General features: G+C 70.9%; 13 protein-coding genes, 1 tRNA gene and 1 pseudogene. 5 read left to right on the plus strand and 10 right to left on the minus strand.

Annotated elements, in window-relative coordinates; translation table 11 throughout:
* Positions 1-192 precede the first annotated feature (192 nt).
* Positions 193-3,171, plus strand: coding sequence for an FG-GAP-like repeat-containing protein (locus tag ABT288_RS02055; protein WP_351601626.1), 2,979 nt, complete (start codon positions 193-195; stop codon positions 3,169-3,171).
* A gap of 65 nt (positions 3,172-3,236) precedes the next feature.
* Here the strand turns inward: ABT288_RS02055 and ABT288_RS02060 are convergent.
* Positions 3,237-3,313, minus strand: a tRNA-Thr gene (locus tag ABT288_RS02060).
* Between the two features lie 214 nt (positions 3,314-3,527).
* Here ABT288_RS02060 and ABT288_RS02065 point away from each other — a divergent pair.
* The 3 genes from ABT288_RS02065 (at position 3,528) to ABT288_RS02075 (ending at position 6,215) form a co-directional block, all read left to right on the plus strand.
* Positions 3,528-4,664 (plus strand): ABC transporter ATP-binding protein, encoded by a 1,137-nt coding sequence (locus ABT288_RS02065; RefSeq protein WP_351601629.1) that lies wholly within the window; start codon positions 3,528-3,530, stop codon positions 4,662-4,664.
* A gap of 237 nt (positions 4,665-4,901) precedes the next feature.
* On the plus strand, positions 4,902-5,363 hold the full coding sequence (locus ABT288_RS02070) for a hypothetical protein (protein ID WP_351601632.1): 462 nt from the start codon (positions 4,902-4,904) through the stop codon (positions 5,361-5,363).
* A gap of 120 nt (positions 5,364-5,483) precedes the next feature.
* On the plus strand, positions 5,484-6,215 hold the full coding sequence (locus tag ABT288_RS02075) for a nucleotidyltransferase family protein (protein ID WP_351601635.1): 732 nt from the start codon (positions 5,484-5,486) through the stop codon (positions 6,213-6,215).
* Positions 6,216-6,293: 78 nt separating this feature from the next.
* On the opposite strand, the gene ABT288_RS02080 is transcribed toward ABT288_RS02075, so the two are convergent.
* The 7 genes from ABT288_RS02080 to ABT288_RS02110 form a co-directional block, all read right to left on the minus strand.
* The gene (locus ABT288_RS02080; protein ID WP_351601638.1) at positions 6,294-7,976 is read right to left on the minus strand and encodes a DoxX family membrane protein; all 1,683 of its coding nucleotides are present in this window, start codon (positions 7,974-7,976) and stop codon (positions 6,294-6,296) included.
* Between the two features lie 153 nt (positions 7,977-8,129).
* Positions 8,130-9,071: a 23S rRNA (guanosine(2251)-2'-O)-methyltransferase RlmB gene (rlmB, locus tag ABT288_RS02085; protein ID WP_351601641.1), complete on the minus strand. Its 942-nt coding sequence runs from the start codon at positions 9,069-9,071 to the stop codon at positions 8,130-8,132.
* A gap of 92 nt (positions 9,072-9,163) precedes the next feature.
* Positions 9,164-10,564 (minus strand): cysteine--tRNA ligase, encoded by a 1,401-nt coding sequence (gene cysS / locus ABT288_RS02090; RefSeq protein ID WP_351601644.1) that lies wholly within the window; start codon positions 10,562-10,564, stop codon positions 9,164-9,166.
* A 62-nt stretch (positions 10,565-10,626) separates the two neighbouring features.
* Positions 10,627-11,031, minus strand: a complete 405-nt coding sequence (locus tag ABT288_RS02095) for a PPOX class F420-dependent oxidoreductase (protein WP_351601647.1) — start codon at positions 11,029-11,031, stop codon at positions 10,627-10,629.
* Between the two features lie 86 nt (positions 11,032-11,117).
* Positions 11,118-11,636: a 2-C-methyl-D-erythritol 2,4-cyclodiphosphate synthase gene (gene ispF, locus ABT288_RS02100; RefSeq protein WP_351601650.1), complete on the minus strand. Its 519-nt coding sequence runs from the start codon at positions 11,634-11,636 to the stop codon at positions 11,118-11,120.
* On the minus strand, positions 11,626-12,378 hold the full coding sequence (gene ispD, locus ABT288_RS02105) for a 2-C-methyl-D-erythritol 4-phosphate cytidylyltransferase (protein WP_351601653.1): 753 nt from the start codon (positions 12,376-12,378) through the stop codon (positions 11,626-11,628). The genes ispF and ispD overlap by 11 nt, the downstream gene beginning before the upstream one ends.
* 302 nt (positions 12,379-12,680) lie before the next feature.
* On the minus strand, positions 12,681-13,163 hold the full coding sequence (locus ABT288_RS02110; protein WP_003953493.1) for a CarD family transcriptional regulator: 483 nt from the start codon (positions 13,161-13,163) through the stop codon (positions 12,681-12,683).
* Positions 13,164-13,802: 639 nt separating this feature from the next.
* Between ABT288_RS02110 and ABT288_RS02115 the strand changes: the two genes are divergently transcribed.
* Positions 13,803-14,486 carry a DUF461 domain-containing protein gene (locus ABT288_RS02115; protein ID WP_351601659.1) on the plus strand — a complete coding sequence of 228 codons (684 nt, stop codon included), beginning with the start codon at positions 13,803-13,805 and terminating at the stop codon, positions 14,484-14,486.
* 113 nt (positions 14,487-14,599) lie between these two features.
* Here ABT288_RS02115 and ABT288_RS02120 read toward each other — a convergent pair.
* Positions 14,600-14,704: pseudogene (locus ABT288_RS02120) on the minus strand (winged helix-turn-helix domain-containing protein); the annotation flags it as partial.
* Between the two features lie 101 nt (positions 14,705-14,805).
* On the minus strand, positions 14,806-14,902 hold a 97-nt coding region (locus ABT288_RS02125), incomplete at its 5' end, for a winged helix-turn-helix domain-containing protein (protein WP_351601839.1).

Here is a 14,902-nt window from a genome sequence, read left to right on the forward strand (position 1 = left end):
CGCGGTGGCGGTGTCCGGGCCGGCAGGCCGGGCGCCCGGTGCCGGCGCGGGGTGCGGGCCCCTGCCGTGGTCCGGGGGGAGGGTGCGTACACTGACGCGACTTGAGCGGACCGGGTACCGGCCGCCGGCGTGCTCTCCCCCACCATGACCGGCGTTGAGCGCCCGGTGCGCTCCCTTCATGGGGAGGAACGGGTGACTCGACACCCTCACAGACGCGGCCGTCTGCTGGCCGCGGCCACCGCGACCGTGCTCGCGACGACCTTGGCCGTTCCCGTCGCCTGGGCGGACACCGCCGCACCAGGACCGGTCACCGCGCCGATCACCCTGCCGGCCGAGACCGTTCCGGCCTCCGTCGACCCGGGCCAGGTGGTCGACGTCTCCTCGACCGGTGTCCTGCACGGCAGTTCTGGGAACAGCTACGCCTGGACCGACTTCGCCTCCGGGACCACCACGCAACTGGCGCTCCCCTCAGGCACCTTGAACGCCCGGTACGCCGGCAACGGGCTGGTGGCGTTCTACGCCGACGGGGCCGGCCGCAGTCTGCTGGTGTTCCACAGCCTTTCCGACGGCAGCCGCCGAACGGCCTGCGACTGCTACGTGTACGGCGCCTTCGCCGGAAAGGCCCTGGTGTCCGACCAAGGCAGGGGGCTGGCACTCGCCTCGCCGGACGGCACCCTCACCCCGGTCGCCGCGCCGGCCGGCGCCGTGTTCAGCAGCTCGGTCTGGGGCGGCGGGGACAACGATCACATGATGATCGGCTATGTGCAGAACGGCGTCCAACACTACTTGTGGATCAACGCTGACGGCAGCACCTCCGTGATCGACGCGTCCCAGCTGCCGGGGTCGGGACAGTTCGTCGCTGTCGGCGGCGGCAAGCTCGTCTTTCTGAACGCCGCCGGTGACGTCCGGGTCTTCGACGCAGGCGACGTCACGGCGCCCCCGGTGTCCGTGACCCTGAGTCTGCGCGGTTGGTTCCGCCCGGTCGGCGTGGTGGGGGACAACCTCATCGTGGTCACGTCCGCAGGGGCCTCCGGCTTCACGGTGTCGGCGCTCCCGCTGAACGGGGGGCCCGGCCAGTCGCTGGGCGCCGGTTACCCGGTCACCGCCGCACCGCTCACCGACCCGGAGTCCCCGGACGGCAAGGTCGTGGTCGCGCAGCCATCGGCGTCCGGCACCACCCTGCGTGTGCTGACCGCCGCCTCCGACGGCTCCGTGGACTCGACCCCGCTCGCGGACTTCCCGACGGCCACCTGGCGGCCGGACGCCCTCGCGCTGGCGAACGGGGAACTGACCGTCGCCTACACCAGCCCGTACACCCCGGACAGTTCCCGGATGCAGCACACCGAACTGCCCGTCGACGCCGCGGGGACCACGGGCTCGACCACCTCGTCGGCCCCCTCTCTGCCGCGGGGTGACGCGCTGTTCTCGACCGCCGGCGGCTCGCCGGTCGTGGTGGACGCGGCGAACGGCGACATCGGTGCGGGCGCCGGGTCCATGTCCCCCACCGGCCTGTCCCACCTGAGCGACGTCCAGGTGGCCGGTTCGACGGAGGCGTTCAGCGGCCTGACACCGGCGGGGACCCGGATCATCCAGGTCGGTACGGGCGTCAACACGCACCAGTTGCCCTTCAAGACGTTCGCGCTGTCCGCGACCACCCTGTGGACCCAGACCGCGCCGGGCACGGTCACCGGCGCCGACCTGATCAACCTGCCCACCACCGCCCCCGCGCCCGGCACGTTCACCGTCGCGGACTGTCCGCTGTCGGTACTGCGGGCGAACGGCCAGTGGCTCTACTGGGCCTGTGCCACCGCCGACGGCGGCGCCGGGGTCTACAACACGGTGACCCGCACCTCGGTGCCCGTGCCGTGGACCGCCGACGGGGACACCGCGCTCGGCGACGGGTTCGTGGCGACCGTCTCCGGCAACACCCTGAGCGTCACCGACGTCACGAGCGGTACGGCGCAGACCCGCAAGGTCGCCGACCTGGCCGACCCCGTGCTGGGACAGGGCTGGACCGTCGACCCGTACGGCGGCGGGATTGTGTACGCGGGCAGCGACGGCACGGTGCACGTGGTACCCAGCGGGGTGTCGCCGTCCGACGTGGTCCTGTACGGCCAGACGACCGGCACCAGGGACGACGGCACGGGGTGGCGGGGCACGTGGCAGATCTCCCGGCCGATCGCCTCCTGGACGCTGACCGTCACGAGCATGGCCACCGGCAGGGTCGTCAGCACCGTCACCGGCGGTCCGGCTCGTGCGCAGTTCACCGCCCAGTGGGACGGCACCGAGCCGGGCATCACCCGGCCCTCGATCGGGCCCTACACGTGGAAGATCACCGCTCGGCCGGCCGACGGCCGGGGCCCGGACGCCACCACCACGGGTACGACCCTGCTGCCCGGCGGCGCACCGGCCTTCCACGACTTCCAGTCGGCGAACGGCCTGCCGGACACCTTCGGCGACATCCTGGTCCGCACCTCGGCGACCACGTTCTCCTACAAGGACAGCACCGGAAACGGCTCCTTCATCCCGCTCCAGGACAAGACGACCTGGCCCGCCGGCACCACGATGGTGCCGTTCGGTCCGCTGCGCGACCGGAAGACCAACGACGTGCTCGTGCGCATGCCGTCCGGTGATCTGCGCGCGTACTCGAGCCCGTACAACGGCAACGCCTACACCGACCTGGGCACCGGCTGGAACCAGTTCAAGTGGCTCGGCCACACCGGGGACGTCAACGGGGACGGGTACCCGGACCTGCTGGCGTGGAGCGCGTCGAACGGCAACCTGTATCTGTACCCGGGCAACGCCCAGGGCCGGTTCGGGGCACGGGTGCTGCTGCGCAGCGGCCTGGCGTACACCAGGCTGATCGCGGTCGGGGACGTCACCGGTGACGGGGTCGGGGACCTGCTGGCGTACGACCACCAGGGGAACCTGTGGCTCATGGCCGGCAACGGCAAGGGCGACTACGCGGCGCGCAAGGAGATCTTCGCCGACTGGGGACGGGGATACAACGCGATCAACGGCGTGGGCGACGTGACCGGTGACGGCAAGGCGGACCTGCTGGAACGCGACTCCGCCGGAAACGTCTGGGTCAACCCCGGCCACGGCGACGGAACGTTCGGCGCCCGGATCAAGGCCGGCGCCGGCTGGCAGAACTACCTGAACCTCTACTGACGGCCGCGGCGCCCTCGCGGGCGAAGAGACCACCCGCGCCGACCGGCGCGGGTGGTTCTGGTGTGTGGAGCCCCCTGTCGGATTCGAACCGACGACCTTCGCTTTACAAGAGCGGCGCTCTGACCAGCTGAGCTAAGGAGGCGTGCACCGGGGTGCTCGTGCAGTGTACCCAGGTCCGCGACGGGTCCTGTCGAAAATTTCCGCGAAGTTCACAGTCGTCGAGGTACTGACAGACCGGTGAACGCCGGGTACCGTCCTGAGCCAGTTCGCGCAGTTCACTCGTGTGGACTACACCAACCACCTTCCTACAACGGATCGTCCGGCACGTTCCTGCCGGTAGAAGGGGGCCCATCACCATGGCCACTGTCACGTTCGACAAGGCGACCCGGATCTACCCGGGTTCCACCAAGCCCGCCGTCGACTCGCTCGACATCGCGATCGAGGACGGCGAGTTCCTCGTCCTGGTCGGCCCGTCGGGTTGCGGAAAGTCCACCTCGCTGCGGATGCTCGCGGGCCTGGAGGACGTCAACGGCGGCGCCATCCGCATCGGTGACCGCGACGTCACCCACCTGCCGCCCAAGGACCGGGACATCGCCATGGTGTTCCAGAACTACGCCCTCTACCCGCACATGACGGTCGCCGACAACATGGGCTTCGCGCTCAAGATCGCGGGCGTCAACAAGGCGGAGATCCGGCAGAAGGTCGAGGAGGCCGCGAAGATCCTCGACCTCACCGAGTACCTGGACCGCAAGCCGAAGGCGCTCTCCGGCGGTCAGCGCCAGCGTGTCGCCATGGGCCGCGCGATCGTGCGTGAGCCGCAGGTCTTCCTCATGGACGAGCCGCTGTCCAACCTGGACGCCAAGCTCCGTGTCTCGACCCGTACGCAGATCGCGTCGCTGCAGCGCCGGCTCGGCATCACCACCGTCTACGTCACCCACGACCAGGTCGAGGCCATGACCATGGGCGACCGGGTGGCCGTGCTCAAGGACGGCCTCCTGCAGCAGGTCGACTCGCCGCGGAACATGTACGACAAGCCCGCGAACCTCTTCGTCGCCGGCTTCATCGGCTCCCCGGCCATGAACCTGGTCGAGGTCCCGATCACCGACGGCGGCGTGAAGTTCGGCAACAGTGTCGTCCCGGTCAACCGGGAGGCGCTGAAGGCCGCCGGCGACAAGGGCGACCGCACGGTGACGGTCGGTGTCCGGCCCGAGCACTTCGACGTGGTGGAGCTGGGCGGCGGCGCGGCCACCTCCCTGACGAAGGACAGCGCGGACGCGCCGGCCGGTCTCGCCGTCTCCGTGAACGTCGTCGAGGAGCTCGGCGCCGACGGCTATGTGTACGGCACCGCCGAGGTCGGCGGCGAGGTCAAGGACCTGGTCGTCCGGGTCAACGGCCGCCAGGTCCCGGAGAAGGGCTCCACGCTGCACGTGGTGCCGCGGCCGGGCGAGATCCACGTGTTCTCGACGTCCTCGGGTGAGCGTCTCTCCGACTGAACGCCTTCACGCCGACTGAGCTGCGCGTTTGCGCCGAGTTGACGAAAGGGGCCCCGCGGAGTGCCGCGGGGCCCCTTTCGTGTGGTTTGCGCGTCCGGATCACCCCGGATATACCCCGGCACAGCAATCATTCCGGGCGGGCCGCGTCAACCCCTTACCCAGAAAGTGGCGCCTCTCCATCCCCCGAAGGGGTGACTAAATGTCGCCAAATCATTACCCCGCGCTACCCTCACACGCGTGAAGCACTCCACCAACCCTCAGACGCGACGCGGCCACCGGGGCGGCCCTGCCCGCCGGATCGGCCGCACTCTCGCCCTCGTCCTGCCCGTCGTCCTGGTGCTCTCCGGAACCCTCGCGGTGACCCGGGTCAACTGGACGGGGAGCCCCTCCAGCTCGGCGCTGGCCGCCTCGGACGTCTCCTCGGCGGAGGTCTCCGACAAGGCGGTCGCCCTCGCCCCGCAGGACATGCTCCGCGACCAGCTGATGAGCGAGCTGCAGGACGAGAACCCCGGGGTCGTCCTCACCCACCTCCAGCAGGCCGTCGACGGACACCCCTCGCTGGCCCGGCACTGCGCCGCCATCGCCCGCGCGCTGGGCCAGGCCGCGGTGCGCATCTACGGCGCCCCACGCGCCCAGTCCTACGCCCGCCCGGTGTGCGACACGGCGTTCGCCTCGGGCGTGCTCGCCGCGCACAGCTGAACGCCGGGTGCGCCGGGACCTCGGTGACGGCTCCTTCGCCTCCTACGGGTTCCGGTCCATCACCCTTGCGGGTTCACAACCGTCGGCCGAGCCGAGCGGGGCGCAACGTACAGTGCGGTCATGACCCATCCCAACGCCGCGTCGCGCCCCACTCAAGCCGTGGTCCTGGCCGGTGGCCAGGGCTCCCGGCTGCGTCCCTACACCGATGACCGGCCCAAGCCGATGGTCGAGATCCCCGGCACGGGCACTCCGATCATCGGCCACCAACTGACCTGGCTCGCCGAGGAAGGCGTGACCGACGTGGTGGTCTCCTGCGGCCACCTCGCCGACGTCCTGCAGAAGTGGCTGGACTCCGCCGACCTGCCCGTCTCCGTCACCACCGTCGTGGAGACCGAGCCCCTCGGCCGCGGCGGCGGCCTCAAGTACGCCGCCGCGCGTCTTCCCCGCCCCGACCGGCCCTGGTACGCCACCAACGGCGACATCTGGACCCGCTTCTCCCTGCGGGACATGGCCGACTTCCACACCGAGCGGGATGCCGTCGCGACCCTCGCTCTGGCCCGGCCGCGGATCCCCTGGGGCGCGGTGAAGACCGACGGGTTCGGGCACATCACCGACTTCATCGAGGCCCCGCCGTCGACGTTCGAGATCAACGCGGGTGTGTACGTCTTCTCGCCCGAGTTCGCCCAGTTGCTGCCCGAGCGGGGCGATCACGAGCGCACGACGTTTCCCGTGCTCGCCCGGGAGCGGAAGCTCGCCGGGTTCCCCATTCCGCAGGGGGCCTACTGGCGGGCCATCGACACGGCGAAGGATCTGACGGAAGCGGCCAGGGAACTGGCGGCCTTGGGACGGTAGTCTCCCCGCACCGCATCCACACCATGTGGACAGGGCCCCGTACCTGCACGGTACGGGGCCCTCTCCTGTGGCGTTCCGTCAGCCCAGCAGGCCGCCCACCAGGCCCGTCTGCCCGGAGGACGAGGAACCGCCGGAGCCGGACGAGCCGCCCGAGGTGCCGCCGGTGCCGCCACTGCTGGACGGACCGGACGTCGTGCTCGGGGCGCCGCCCGTCGGGGAGGACTGGCGGGGCGGGTTCTGGCCCGTGGTGCCCTGGGTCTGGCTGGGGGTCGTGGTCGTACCGCCGGCGCTGCGGGTGGCGCCCGGGGTCGTCGCCGCCCCGGAGGGGCTCGCTCCGGCCGTGGCGCCGCCCGAGGGCGAGGTGGACGCCGCCGGGGTCTTCTTGTGCTGTCGGCCGGGCTTCTGGGGGAGCGCGGAGCCGGGGAGGTTGTTGCGGGGGGCCTCGCCCGGGCCGGGGACGATGACGCGGCTGGAGTCGCGTACGGCGCCGCCGAGCAGGGAGCCGACGAGCAGGGTGAGGCCCACGGTGACGACCGTGATCAGGGCACCGCGGCGCAGGACGTACTGGCGCAGGTCCCAGATGTCGGCGCGGGGGCCGAGGCGGCGCCAGGCGCCCGCGGCGAGACGGCCGTCCACGGAGTAGACGGGCGCGCCGGCGATGACCAGTGGGGACCAGGCGGCCATGTAGATGATGTCGGGGGCGTCGTAGGCGGGGACCGTCTTCCAGCTGACGGTGACGATGAGGGCGGCGGACAGCAGGGCGCCCACGACCGCGGCGACGCGCTGCCAGCAGCCGAGGACGGTCAGGACGCCGACGACCACCTGGAGGAAGGCGATGACCAGGCCGGAGCCGACGGGGTGGTGCAGGGCGAACTGGCGCAGTGGCTCGGCGACGTCCCAGGGGTGCAGGGTGTTGAGCCATTTGACCATCGAGCCGCGCTTGCCGCCGTCGAAGTAGACGGGGTCGCACAGCTTGCCCATGCCGGCGTAGATGGAGATGAAGCCCAGGAAGATGCGGAGCGGGAGCAGGACCACGCCCAGGTTCATCCGGCGGCCGGGGAAGTAGGCGTGCCGGGCCGGATCGTCTCCTTGGCGGCGGGCGGGGCGCGGGGCGTCGGGGTCGGAGGGGTCGGCGTACTCGTCGTAGCCGTCGTGGTCGTCGTAGCCGCCGTACGGCTCGAAGCCGGTGTCCGGGTAGCCGGGGTCGTCGTAGGCGCCGCCGACCGTGCGCATGTGCGGCAGCAGGCGGGTGCCGTCGGCGGCGTCGGGGGCCGTGCGCTGGTGTCCCACGACCGGGGTCTCGACCGTCTGGCCCAGGTCGTCGTAGGCGTCGGCGTAGTCGGTGCCTACGCGCGGGATGACCTGGGTGGCGCCGGGCTCGGGCTCTTCGGCGTGGCGGACGCTGCTGCCCCGCACGGCCTGGAGGAGCCGGTGGGCGCCGGTGTCGTCGGGGGCGGACTTGCCGCTCCACACGACGGGGCGGCGGCGGCCGGCGGCGGCGCCCGGCCGGCCCGCCGTGCCCACGACGGGCATCCGGGCGGTGTCCTGGGCGGCGCTCAGATGCCGGGCGATCCGCGGGGATTGGGTGCGCTTCGCCGATGCGCCCAGCTGCACGCGGAAGCTGGCGTGATTGACGATGACCTGCGCCGGATCGCTCGGCACCTTCACCATGCTCAGCGCGGGAGCCTCGTCGGGTGCTGACCGGAATCCCGACGAGCGTCCCCCCGTGGGTGTGCGGGGTGTTCTGGTGTCCACGCTCATCTAACCGAGCGACGTGGAGTTAGGACACTGCTTGGACCGGGCGGATGTGTCCGGACCCCGTCAAAGCGGCCTCGAACGCCACATGGACACCAGAATTACCCCGCACGGGTGAAATTCCGGACGGGTGTTCAGACCCGTCGGCATGCCGTCACGTCAGCTGCGCCTGCGCGCCGCCTCGTACAGGACGATCCCCGCCGCGACACCCGCGTTCAGCGACTCCGCGCCGCCGGGCATCGGGATGCGGACGCGGAAGTCGCAGGTTTCGCCGACCAGGCGGGACAGGCCCTTGCCCTCGCTGCCGACGACGATGACGACCGGGCCGTCCAGCGCCTGAAGGTCGCCGAGTTCGACCTCGCCGTCCGCCGCCAGGCCCACGACCGTGATGCCGGCCTTCTTGTACGCCTCCAGGGCGCGGGTGAGGTTGGTGGCGCGGGCGACCGGGGTGCGGGCGGCCGCGCCGGCGGAGGTCTTCCAGGCGCCGGCGGTCATGCCGGCCGAGCGGCGCTCGGGCACGACGACGCCGTGGCCGCCGAAGGCGGAGACGGAGCGGACGACCGCGCCGAGGTTGCGCGGGTCGGTGACCCCGTCCAGGGCGACGATCAGCGGGTCCTCGGAGTCGTCGTAGGCGGCTTCGGCGAGGTCCTCGGGGTGGGCGTACTCGTACGGCGGGACCTGCAGGACGAGGCCCTGGTGGTTCAGGCCGTTCGTCATGCGGTCCAGCTCGGGGCGGGGGGCCTCCATCAGGTTGATGCCGCCGCGCTCGGCGGCGAGCTGGAGGGCCTCGCGGACGCGCTCGTCGTTGTCGATGAACTGCTGGACATAGAGGGTGGAGGCGGGGACGCCCTCGCGGAGCGCCTCGACCACCGGGTTGCGGCCGACGACGAGTTCGGAGGCCGACCTGCCACCACCCCGGCGCTGCTGCGGGCGGCCCTGGGCGCGGCGGGCCTTGGCGGCGGCGGCGCGCTGCTTGGCGTGGCCCTTGCGCATCTCGGCGGGCGGGGTCGGCCCCTTGCCCTCCAGGCCCCGGCGCCGCTGGCCGCCGCTGCCGACCTGCGCGCCCTTCTTGCCGGACATGCGGCGGTTGTTCGCGGCCATGACCTACCTGTTCTCTACGAAAAAGTGTGTGTACGTCTATGCAGTGTGCCGCCCGGGGGGCCGGGCGGCACAATCGATCAAGGGTCGGGGACCTACCGGGACCCGAGGGTCCAGCGCGGGCCCTGCGGGCTGTCCTCGATGACCAGGCCCGACTGGTTGAGCTGGTCGCGGATGGCGTCGGCGGTGGCCCAGTCCTTGCGGGCACGGGCCGACTCGCGCTGCTCCAGGACGAGCCGGACGAGACTGTCGACCACGCCGTGAAGGTCCTCGCCCTGGTCGGACTCCCCCGCCCACTGCTCGTCGAGCGGGTCCAGACCGAGGACGCCGAGCATGGACCGGACCTCGGCGAGCCGGGCGACGGCGGCGTCCTTGTCGTCGGCGGCCAGCGCGCTGTTGCCCTGCCGGACGGTGGTGTGCACGACCGCGAGGGCCTGCGGGACACCCAGGTCGTCGTCCATCGCCTCGGCGAACGCGGGCGGGACCTCGGCGGCCGGCTCCACGGTCTTCCCGGCGAGCTCCGTGACACGCTGCACGAAGCCCTCGATCCGCGCGAACGCCGACTCGGCCTCGCGCAGCGACTCCTCGCTGTACTCGATCATCGAGCGGTAGTGCGGGGTGCCCAGGTAGTAGCGGAGCACGATCGGCCGCCACTGCTTGACCATCTCGCTCACGAGCACGCTGTTGCCGAGCGACTTGGACATCTTGTCGCCGGCCATGGTCACCCAGGCGTTGTGCACCCAGTACTGCGCGAAGTCGTCACCGTAGGCCTTGGCCTGGGCGATCTCGTTCTCGTGGTGCGGGAAGATCAGATCCAGGCCGCCGCCGTGGATGTCGAAGGCGGTCCCCAGGTACTTGTGCGCCATGGCCGAGCACTCCAGGTGCCAGCCGGGGCGGCCCTCTCCCCACGGCGTCGGCCAGGTCGGCTCGCCCGGCTTCGCCGCCTTCCACATGGCGAAGTCACGCGCATCCCGCTTGCCCGTCTCGCCCTCGCCGGACGGCTGCAGCAGGTTGTCCAGCTCCTGCCTCGACAGCTCCAGGTACCGCGGGAAGGACCGTACGTCGAAGTAGACGTTGCCGTCGGCCGCGTAGGCGTGCCCGCGGTCGATGAGGCGCTGCATCATCTCGACCATCTCGGTGATGTGGCCCGTGGCGCGCGGCTCGTAGGTCGGCGGCAGGCAGCCCAGCGCGGTGTAGCCCTCGTTGAACGCGCGTTCGTTCTCGTACCCGATCGACCACCAGGGCCGGCCCTGCTCACGGGCCTTGGTGATGATCTTGTCGTCGATGTCCGTGACGTTCCTGACGAAGGTCACGTCATAGCCGCGGTAGGTGAACCACCGGCGCATGATGTCGAAGTTGAGGCCCGACCGGATGTGCCCGATGTGCGGTGCCGCCTGCACGGTGGCACCACACAGGTAGATCGAGACACAACCCGGCGTCAGCGGGGAGAAGTCACGGATCTGCCGGGCGCTGGTGTCGTACAGGCGAATGGTCACCACTCCAGGGTAGTGGGCGCCGGGTGGTGCCTCGTCCCGCTTGGCTCAGAACATCCCGTGACTCAGAACATCCCGACGACCTTCTCCGGCGTGACCCTGACGATCACTCGGTCGGCGTCCTTGGCGGAGGCCGGGTTGAACTCCGCGTACTTCTTGCCGGTGTACTTCAGTGACAGCTCGTCGATCAGTTCCTCGGCGCCCTGGGTGTCGAGCTCCGCGGTGCCCCGGATCTCCCCGTAGAAGTACGGCATCTCGGGGTCCTGGACGACGACGCTCACCCGGGGGTCACGGTCGAGGTTCTTCTTCTTGCGGCGGTCGACGGTCGTGGAGAAGAGGATCTGGTCACCGTCCCGCTTCACCCACACCGGGGACATCTGCGGGCGGCCGTCCGGCTGGATCGTGCCGACCACGATGAAGACGGGAGCGTCGAGCAGGGACTTGAGCCGGTCGGGCAGGGTGGCGGGCATGGGTGCCTCCTCAGTCGGCGGTGACTCTCCGGGTACCCTCGCACGCTCTCCGCTCACCCGCACCACGAGCAGTGCCGCCGGCGGCCTCAGCCCGTACGGGCCACCAGTGCCGTCGCCACCGCCATCAGGCCCTCCTCGCGGCCCGGGAAGCCGAGGCCGTCCGTGGTGGCGCCGGATACGGAGACGGGCGCGCCGGCCGCCTCGGAGAGGATCTTCTGGGCCTCGTCCCGGCGCTTGCCGATCCTGGGACGGGGGCCGACCACCTGGACGGCGATGTTGCCGATGGTGAAGCCGGCCTCGCGGACGATCCGGGCGGCCTCCGTCAGGAGGGTCACCCCGGACGCGCCGGACCACTCCGGGCGGCCGGTGCCGAAGTGCTGTCCCAGGTCACCGAGGCCGGCGGCGGAGAAGAGGGCGTTGCAGGCGGCGTGGGCGACGACGTCCGCGTCGGAGTGCCCGGCCAGGCCCGGTCCCTCGCCCTCCCACTTCAGGCCCGCGCACCACAGCTCGCGGCCCTCCTCGAAGGCGTGGATGTCGGTGCCGATGCCCACCTGCGGCAGCACGCCACCCGGCGGCAGCCGGACATCCGATGCCTCAGAAGCCATCGTTCAGCCTCCTGCGGGCCAGGACCGCCTCGGCAAGGACCAGGTCGAGGGGGCGGGTCACCTTGAAGGCCTCCTCGTGCCCGGGGACGGCGACGACCGTCAGGCCCAGCTGCTCGACCATGCTCGCGTCGTCGGTGACGTCGTCCGTGATCGTCTCGTGGGCGCGGATCAGGGTCGCCCGGTCGAAGCCCTGGGGTGTCTGGACAGCCCGCAGGCGGGCCCGCTCCGGGGTGGCGACGACCGGCTCCGGCTCGCCGGCCTCGGCGGCGGGCTCGACCTCCTTGACGGTGTCGGCCAGCGGGAGCGCGGGGACGACGGCGGGGGCGCCCGCGCGTACGGCCTCGATGACGGCGTCGACCGTGTCGACCGGGACGAGCGGGCGGGCCGCGTCGTGGACGAGGACGATGCCGTACTCGGGGGGAAGCGCGTCGAGGCCGAGCCTGACCGATTCCTGGCGGGTGTCCCCGCCGGGGACGACCAGGAAGTCGGTGCGGTCGGGCAGGGCGTGCGCGTCGAGCAGGGACTTGACCTCGGCGGCGCCGTCCGGCGGGGCCACGACGATCACCAGGGAGACATGGTTGGACGCGGCGAGCGCGCGGACCGCGTGGATGAGCATGGGCGTGCCGTTCAGCGCGCGGAGCGCCTTGGGGGCGCCCGGACCGAGGCGTACGCCCCGGCCGGCGGCGGGAATCACGGCGGCGACGGGGGTCTGCGCGGGCGAAGGGCGCGATTCGTCAGACATCGGTTCCTGTCAGGTTTGTGTGCTCGACCTAGGTGGGTATGGCCTGGAGGAGTGCCGGGCGCGACGCCTTGACCGGACCCTTTCCGTGACCCTGGTCGAGCCATCCGCCCGGGCCCGGCACGTCAAGTATCGGGGGCTTTCTCCACTGGGCTCCACCGGCCTCCCCGAGGCACGCCCGCCCGCGGGGACGAACATGCCGCAGCGCCCGGCGACATGGTCCGTGTCATCGGGCACCGCGGCATTTCACTGTGCTGAGCGTCGTGCTGAGCGTGTCGGAGGCGAAGGTTCGCCGCCGTGGCGCGTCAGGAGGCGAGCACCTCGTCGAGCAGGGCCTCGGCCTTGTCCTCGTTCGTGTTCTCCGCGAGAGCCAGCTCGCTCACCAGGATCTGGCGGGCCTTGGCGAGCATGCGCTTCTCACCGGCGGAGAGCCCTCGCTCCCGCTCACGACGCCACAGGTCACGCACGACTTCCGCGACCTTGATGACATCGCCGGAGGCGAGCTTCTCCAGGTTTGCCTTGTAACGACGGGACCAGTTCGTGGGCTCCTCGGCATACGGCGCGCGCAGCACCTCGAAGACCCGGTCCAGCCCGTCCTGACCGACCACATCACGCACGCCCACGAACTCAGCATTGTCCGCTGGCACACGTACCGTCAGGTCACCCTGGGCGACCTTCAGCACCAAGTAGGTCTTGTCCACGCCTTTGATCTGGCGAGTTTCGATGGCCTCGATCAGCGCGGCCCCGTGATGGGGATAGACCACGGTGTCGCCAACCTTGAACGTCATGTGACAGGTACCCCTTCCGTGGCTATCCAGGGTAACACGGATACGGCGTCTTCTGAATGGCGTTTTCGCAGGTCAGGGCATATCTCGGGGCTTGACAACTGCGACAGGAACGTGCTGCGAGGGGCCTGCGCAAGCGGGAATTCGCAGGTGGGAGGGGCTCTTCGGGCGGGGTGAAACACGTACGTCACCTACTCCGGGAGCCGCCTCCAAGTGGATGAACGTCCCGATTTGTCCGCTTCCAAGCGTACGACTTCCGCTACTCCGTTCGGTGACCCGAGGCCGATCCGGGCCGAATCCGGAATTGATCAACGGCTGCCGGGAGGCGTGCGCGTGATCAATATCGAGGGCGGTCATCGGGGCGGTCATCGGGGTGCTCATCGAGGGGTCGCGCATTCCTTCACGGAAATTTTGCGAGTGGTTATGTGAATGGTGGACGGGCGCTCCGCAAAGTGACTGGAGAGTCACTTGTGACAGCAGTGACGAAGGGTTCCCGGTACCTCCAGCCGGAGGGAAGCCGGGGGCTTGGGGAGGGTCGGGTGCGGTGGCCCAGGAACGGCTCGGTAACCTAAGGCCGCTGACAGACACTTAGGGTGGCTTTATCAGGGGAGCCGCCCGCGCGTTCAAGGAGTTGCCGCCGCCGTGAGCAGCAGCCTTCGACGCGGCGCCCTCGCCGCCTCCGCCATCGTCTTCTCGATCGCCTCGCTCGCCGCCTGCGGCGCCGGCAACGACTCGCAGACTCTGCAGGTCAAGCCGGACAACGCGGCGACCAGCGTCGGCAACATCAAGGTCCAGAACGCCACGATCATCACCCAGCCCGACCTGAAGTCGACGGGCCCGGCGGTGATCTCCGCGACGATCTTCAACTCCTTCAAGGACCCCGAGACCCTGCAGTCGATCAGCATCCCGGGCTCCACCGAGACCGTGAAGCTGACCCCCGCCAAGGGCCAGAGCCTGACCGTCCCGGCGCACGGCTCGCTGATCCTCGGCGGCCAGGGCAACGCGTCCGCCGAGATCCCGAGCGGTCGGCAGGCCGTCCAGGACGGCAACGCCCAGAAGATCACCTTCACCTTCAGCACGACCGGTGACGTGAGCCTGCGCGCCTTCGTGGTGCCGGCCACCAGCTACTTCGACAAGTGGGGCCCGAGCCAGATCCCGTCCGCCCCGGCGTCCGTCTCCCCGGCCCCCGGCGCCACCGCCTCCGGCCGCGCCAAGCCGGGCAAGCACGGCAAGGCCACCCCGTCGGCGACCGCGAGCAGGAACGCGACGGCCGGCGCGGGCGCGACCCCGAGCGACTCCGCCTCGCAGTCGGCCACCGGTCAGTGAGCAGCCGTACGAGCCGCTGAACGGCAGCACACGTACGAGGGCGGCACCCCGGCTCGGGGTGCCGCCCTTCGTCGTACAGCCGGTGCGGCCGGTGGATGCCCGGTGGATACGGCTTACGGCTCGAACTTGTAGCCCAGCCCCCGGACCGTCACCAGGTACCGCGGCGCGCCCGGGTCAGGCTCGATCTTGGCCCGGAGACGCTTGACGTGGACGTCGAGCGCCCCCTCCCCCACGCACCCCTCGCACCGCTGCGCGGGCATCGGGTTGCTGCGCCGAACTCCGTCCGGCCGGACAGGGAGCGTTCCCCGCGTCGGTTCGATCACGGCTCGAACTTGTAGCCCAGCCCCCGGACCGTCACCAGGTACCGCGGCGCGCCCGGGTCAGGCTCGATCTTGGCCCGGAGACGCTTGACGTGG

The sequence above is a fragment of the Streptomyces sp. NPDC001093 genome (assembly GCF_040298985.1).
In the GTDB taxonomy this organism is placed as follows: domain Bacteria; phylum Actinomycetota; class Actinomycetes; order Streptomycetales; family Streptomycetaceae; genus Streptomyces.

Excerpts from the sequence above, each read along its gene's own strand:
- ABT288_RS02080 (WP_351601638.1), bottom strand. The coding sequence starts at position 7,976 with ATGAGCGTGGACACCAGAACACCCCGCACACCCACGGGGGGACGCTCG.
- ABT288_RS02075 (WP_351601635.1), top strand. The coding sequence starts at position 5,484 with ATGACCCATCCCAACGCCGCGTCGCGCCCCACTCAAGCCGTGGTCCTG.
- ABT288_RS02095 (WP_351601647.1), bottom strand. The coding sequence starts at position 11,031 with ATGCCCGCCACCCTGCCCGACCGGCTCAAGTCCCTGCTCGACGCTCCC.
- rlmB (WP_351601641.1), bottom strand. The coding sequence starts at position 9,071 with ATGGCCGCGAACAACCGCCGCATGTCCGGCAAGAAGGGCGCGCAGGTC.
- ispF (WP_351601650.1), bottom strand. The coding sequence starts at position 11,636 with ATGGCTTCTGAGGCATCGGATGTCCGGCTGCCGCCGGGTGGCGTGCTG.
- ABT288_RS02065 (WP_351601629.1), top strand. The coding sequence starts at position 3,528 with ATGGCCACTGTCACGTTCGACAAGGCGACCCGGATCTACCCGGGTTCC.
- ispD (WP_351601653.1), bottom strand. The coding sequence starts at position 12,378 with ATGTCTGACGAATCGCGCCCTTCGCCCGCGCAGACCCCCGTCGCCGCC.
- ABT288_RS02110 (WP_003953493.1), bottom strand. The coding sequence starts at position 13,163 with ATGACGTTCAAGGTTGGCGACACCGTGGTCTATCCCCATCACGGGGCC.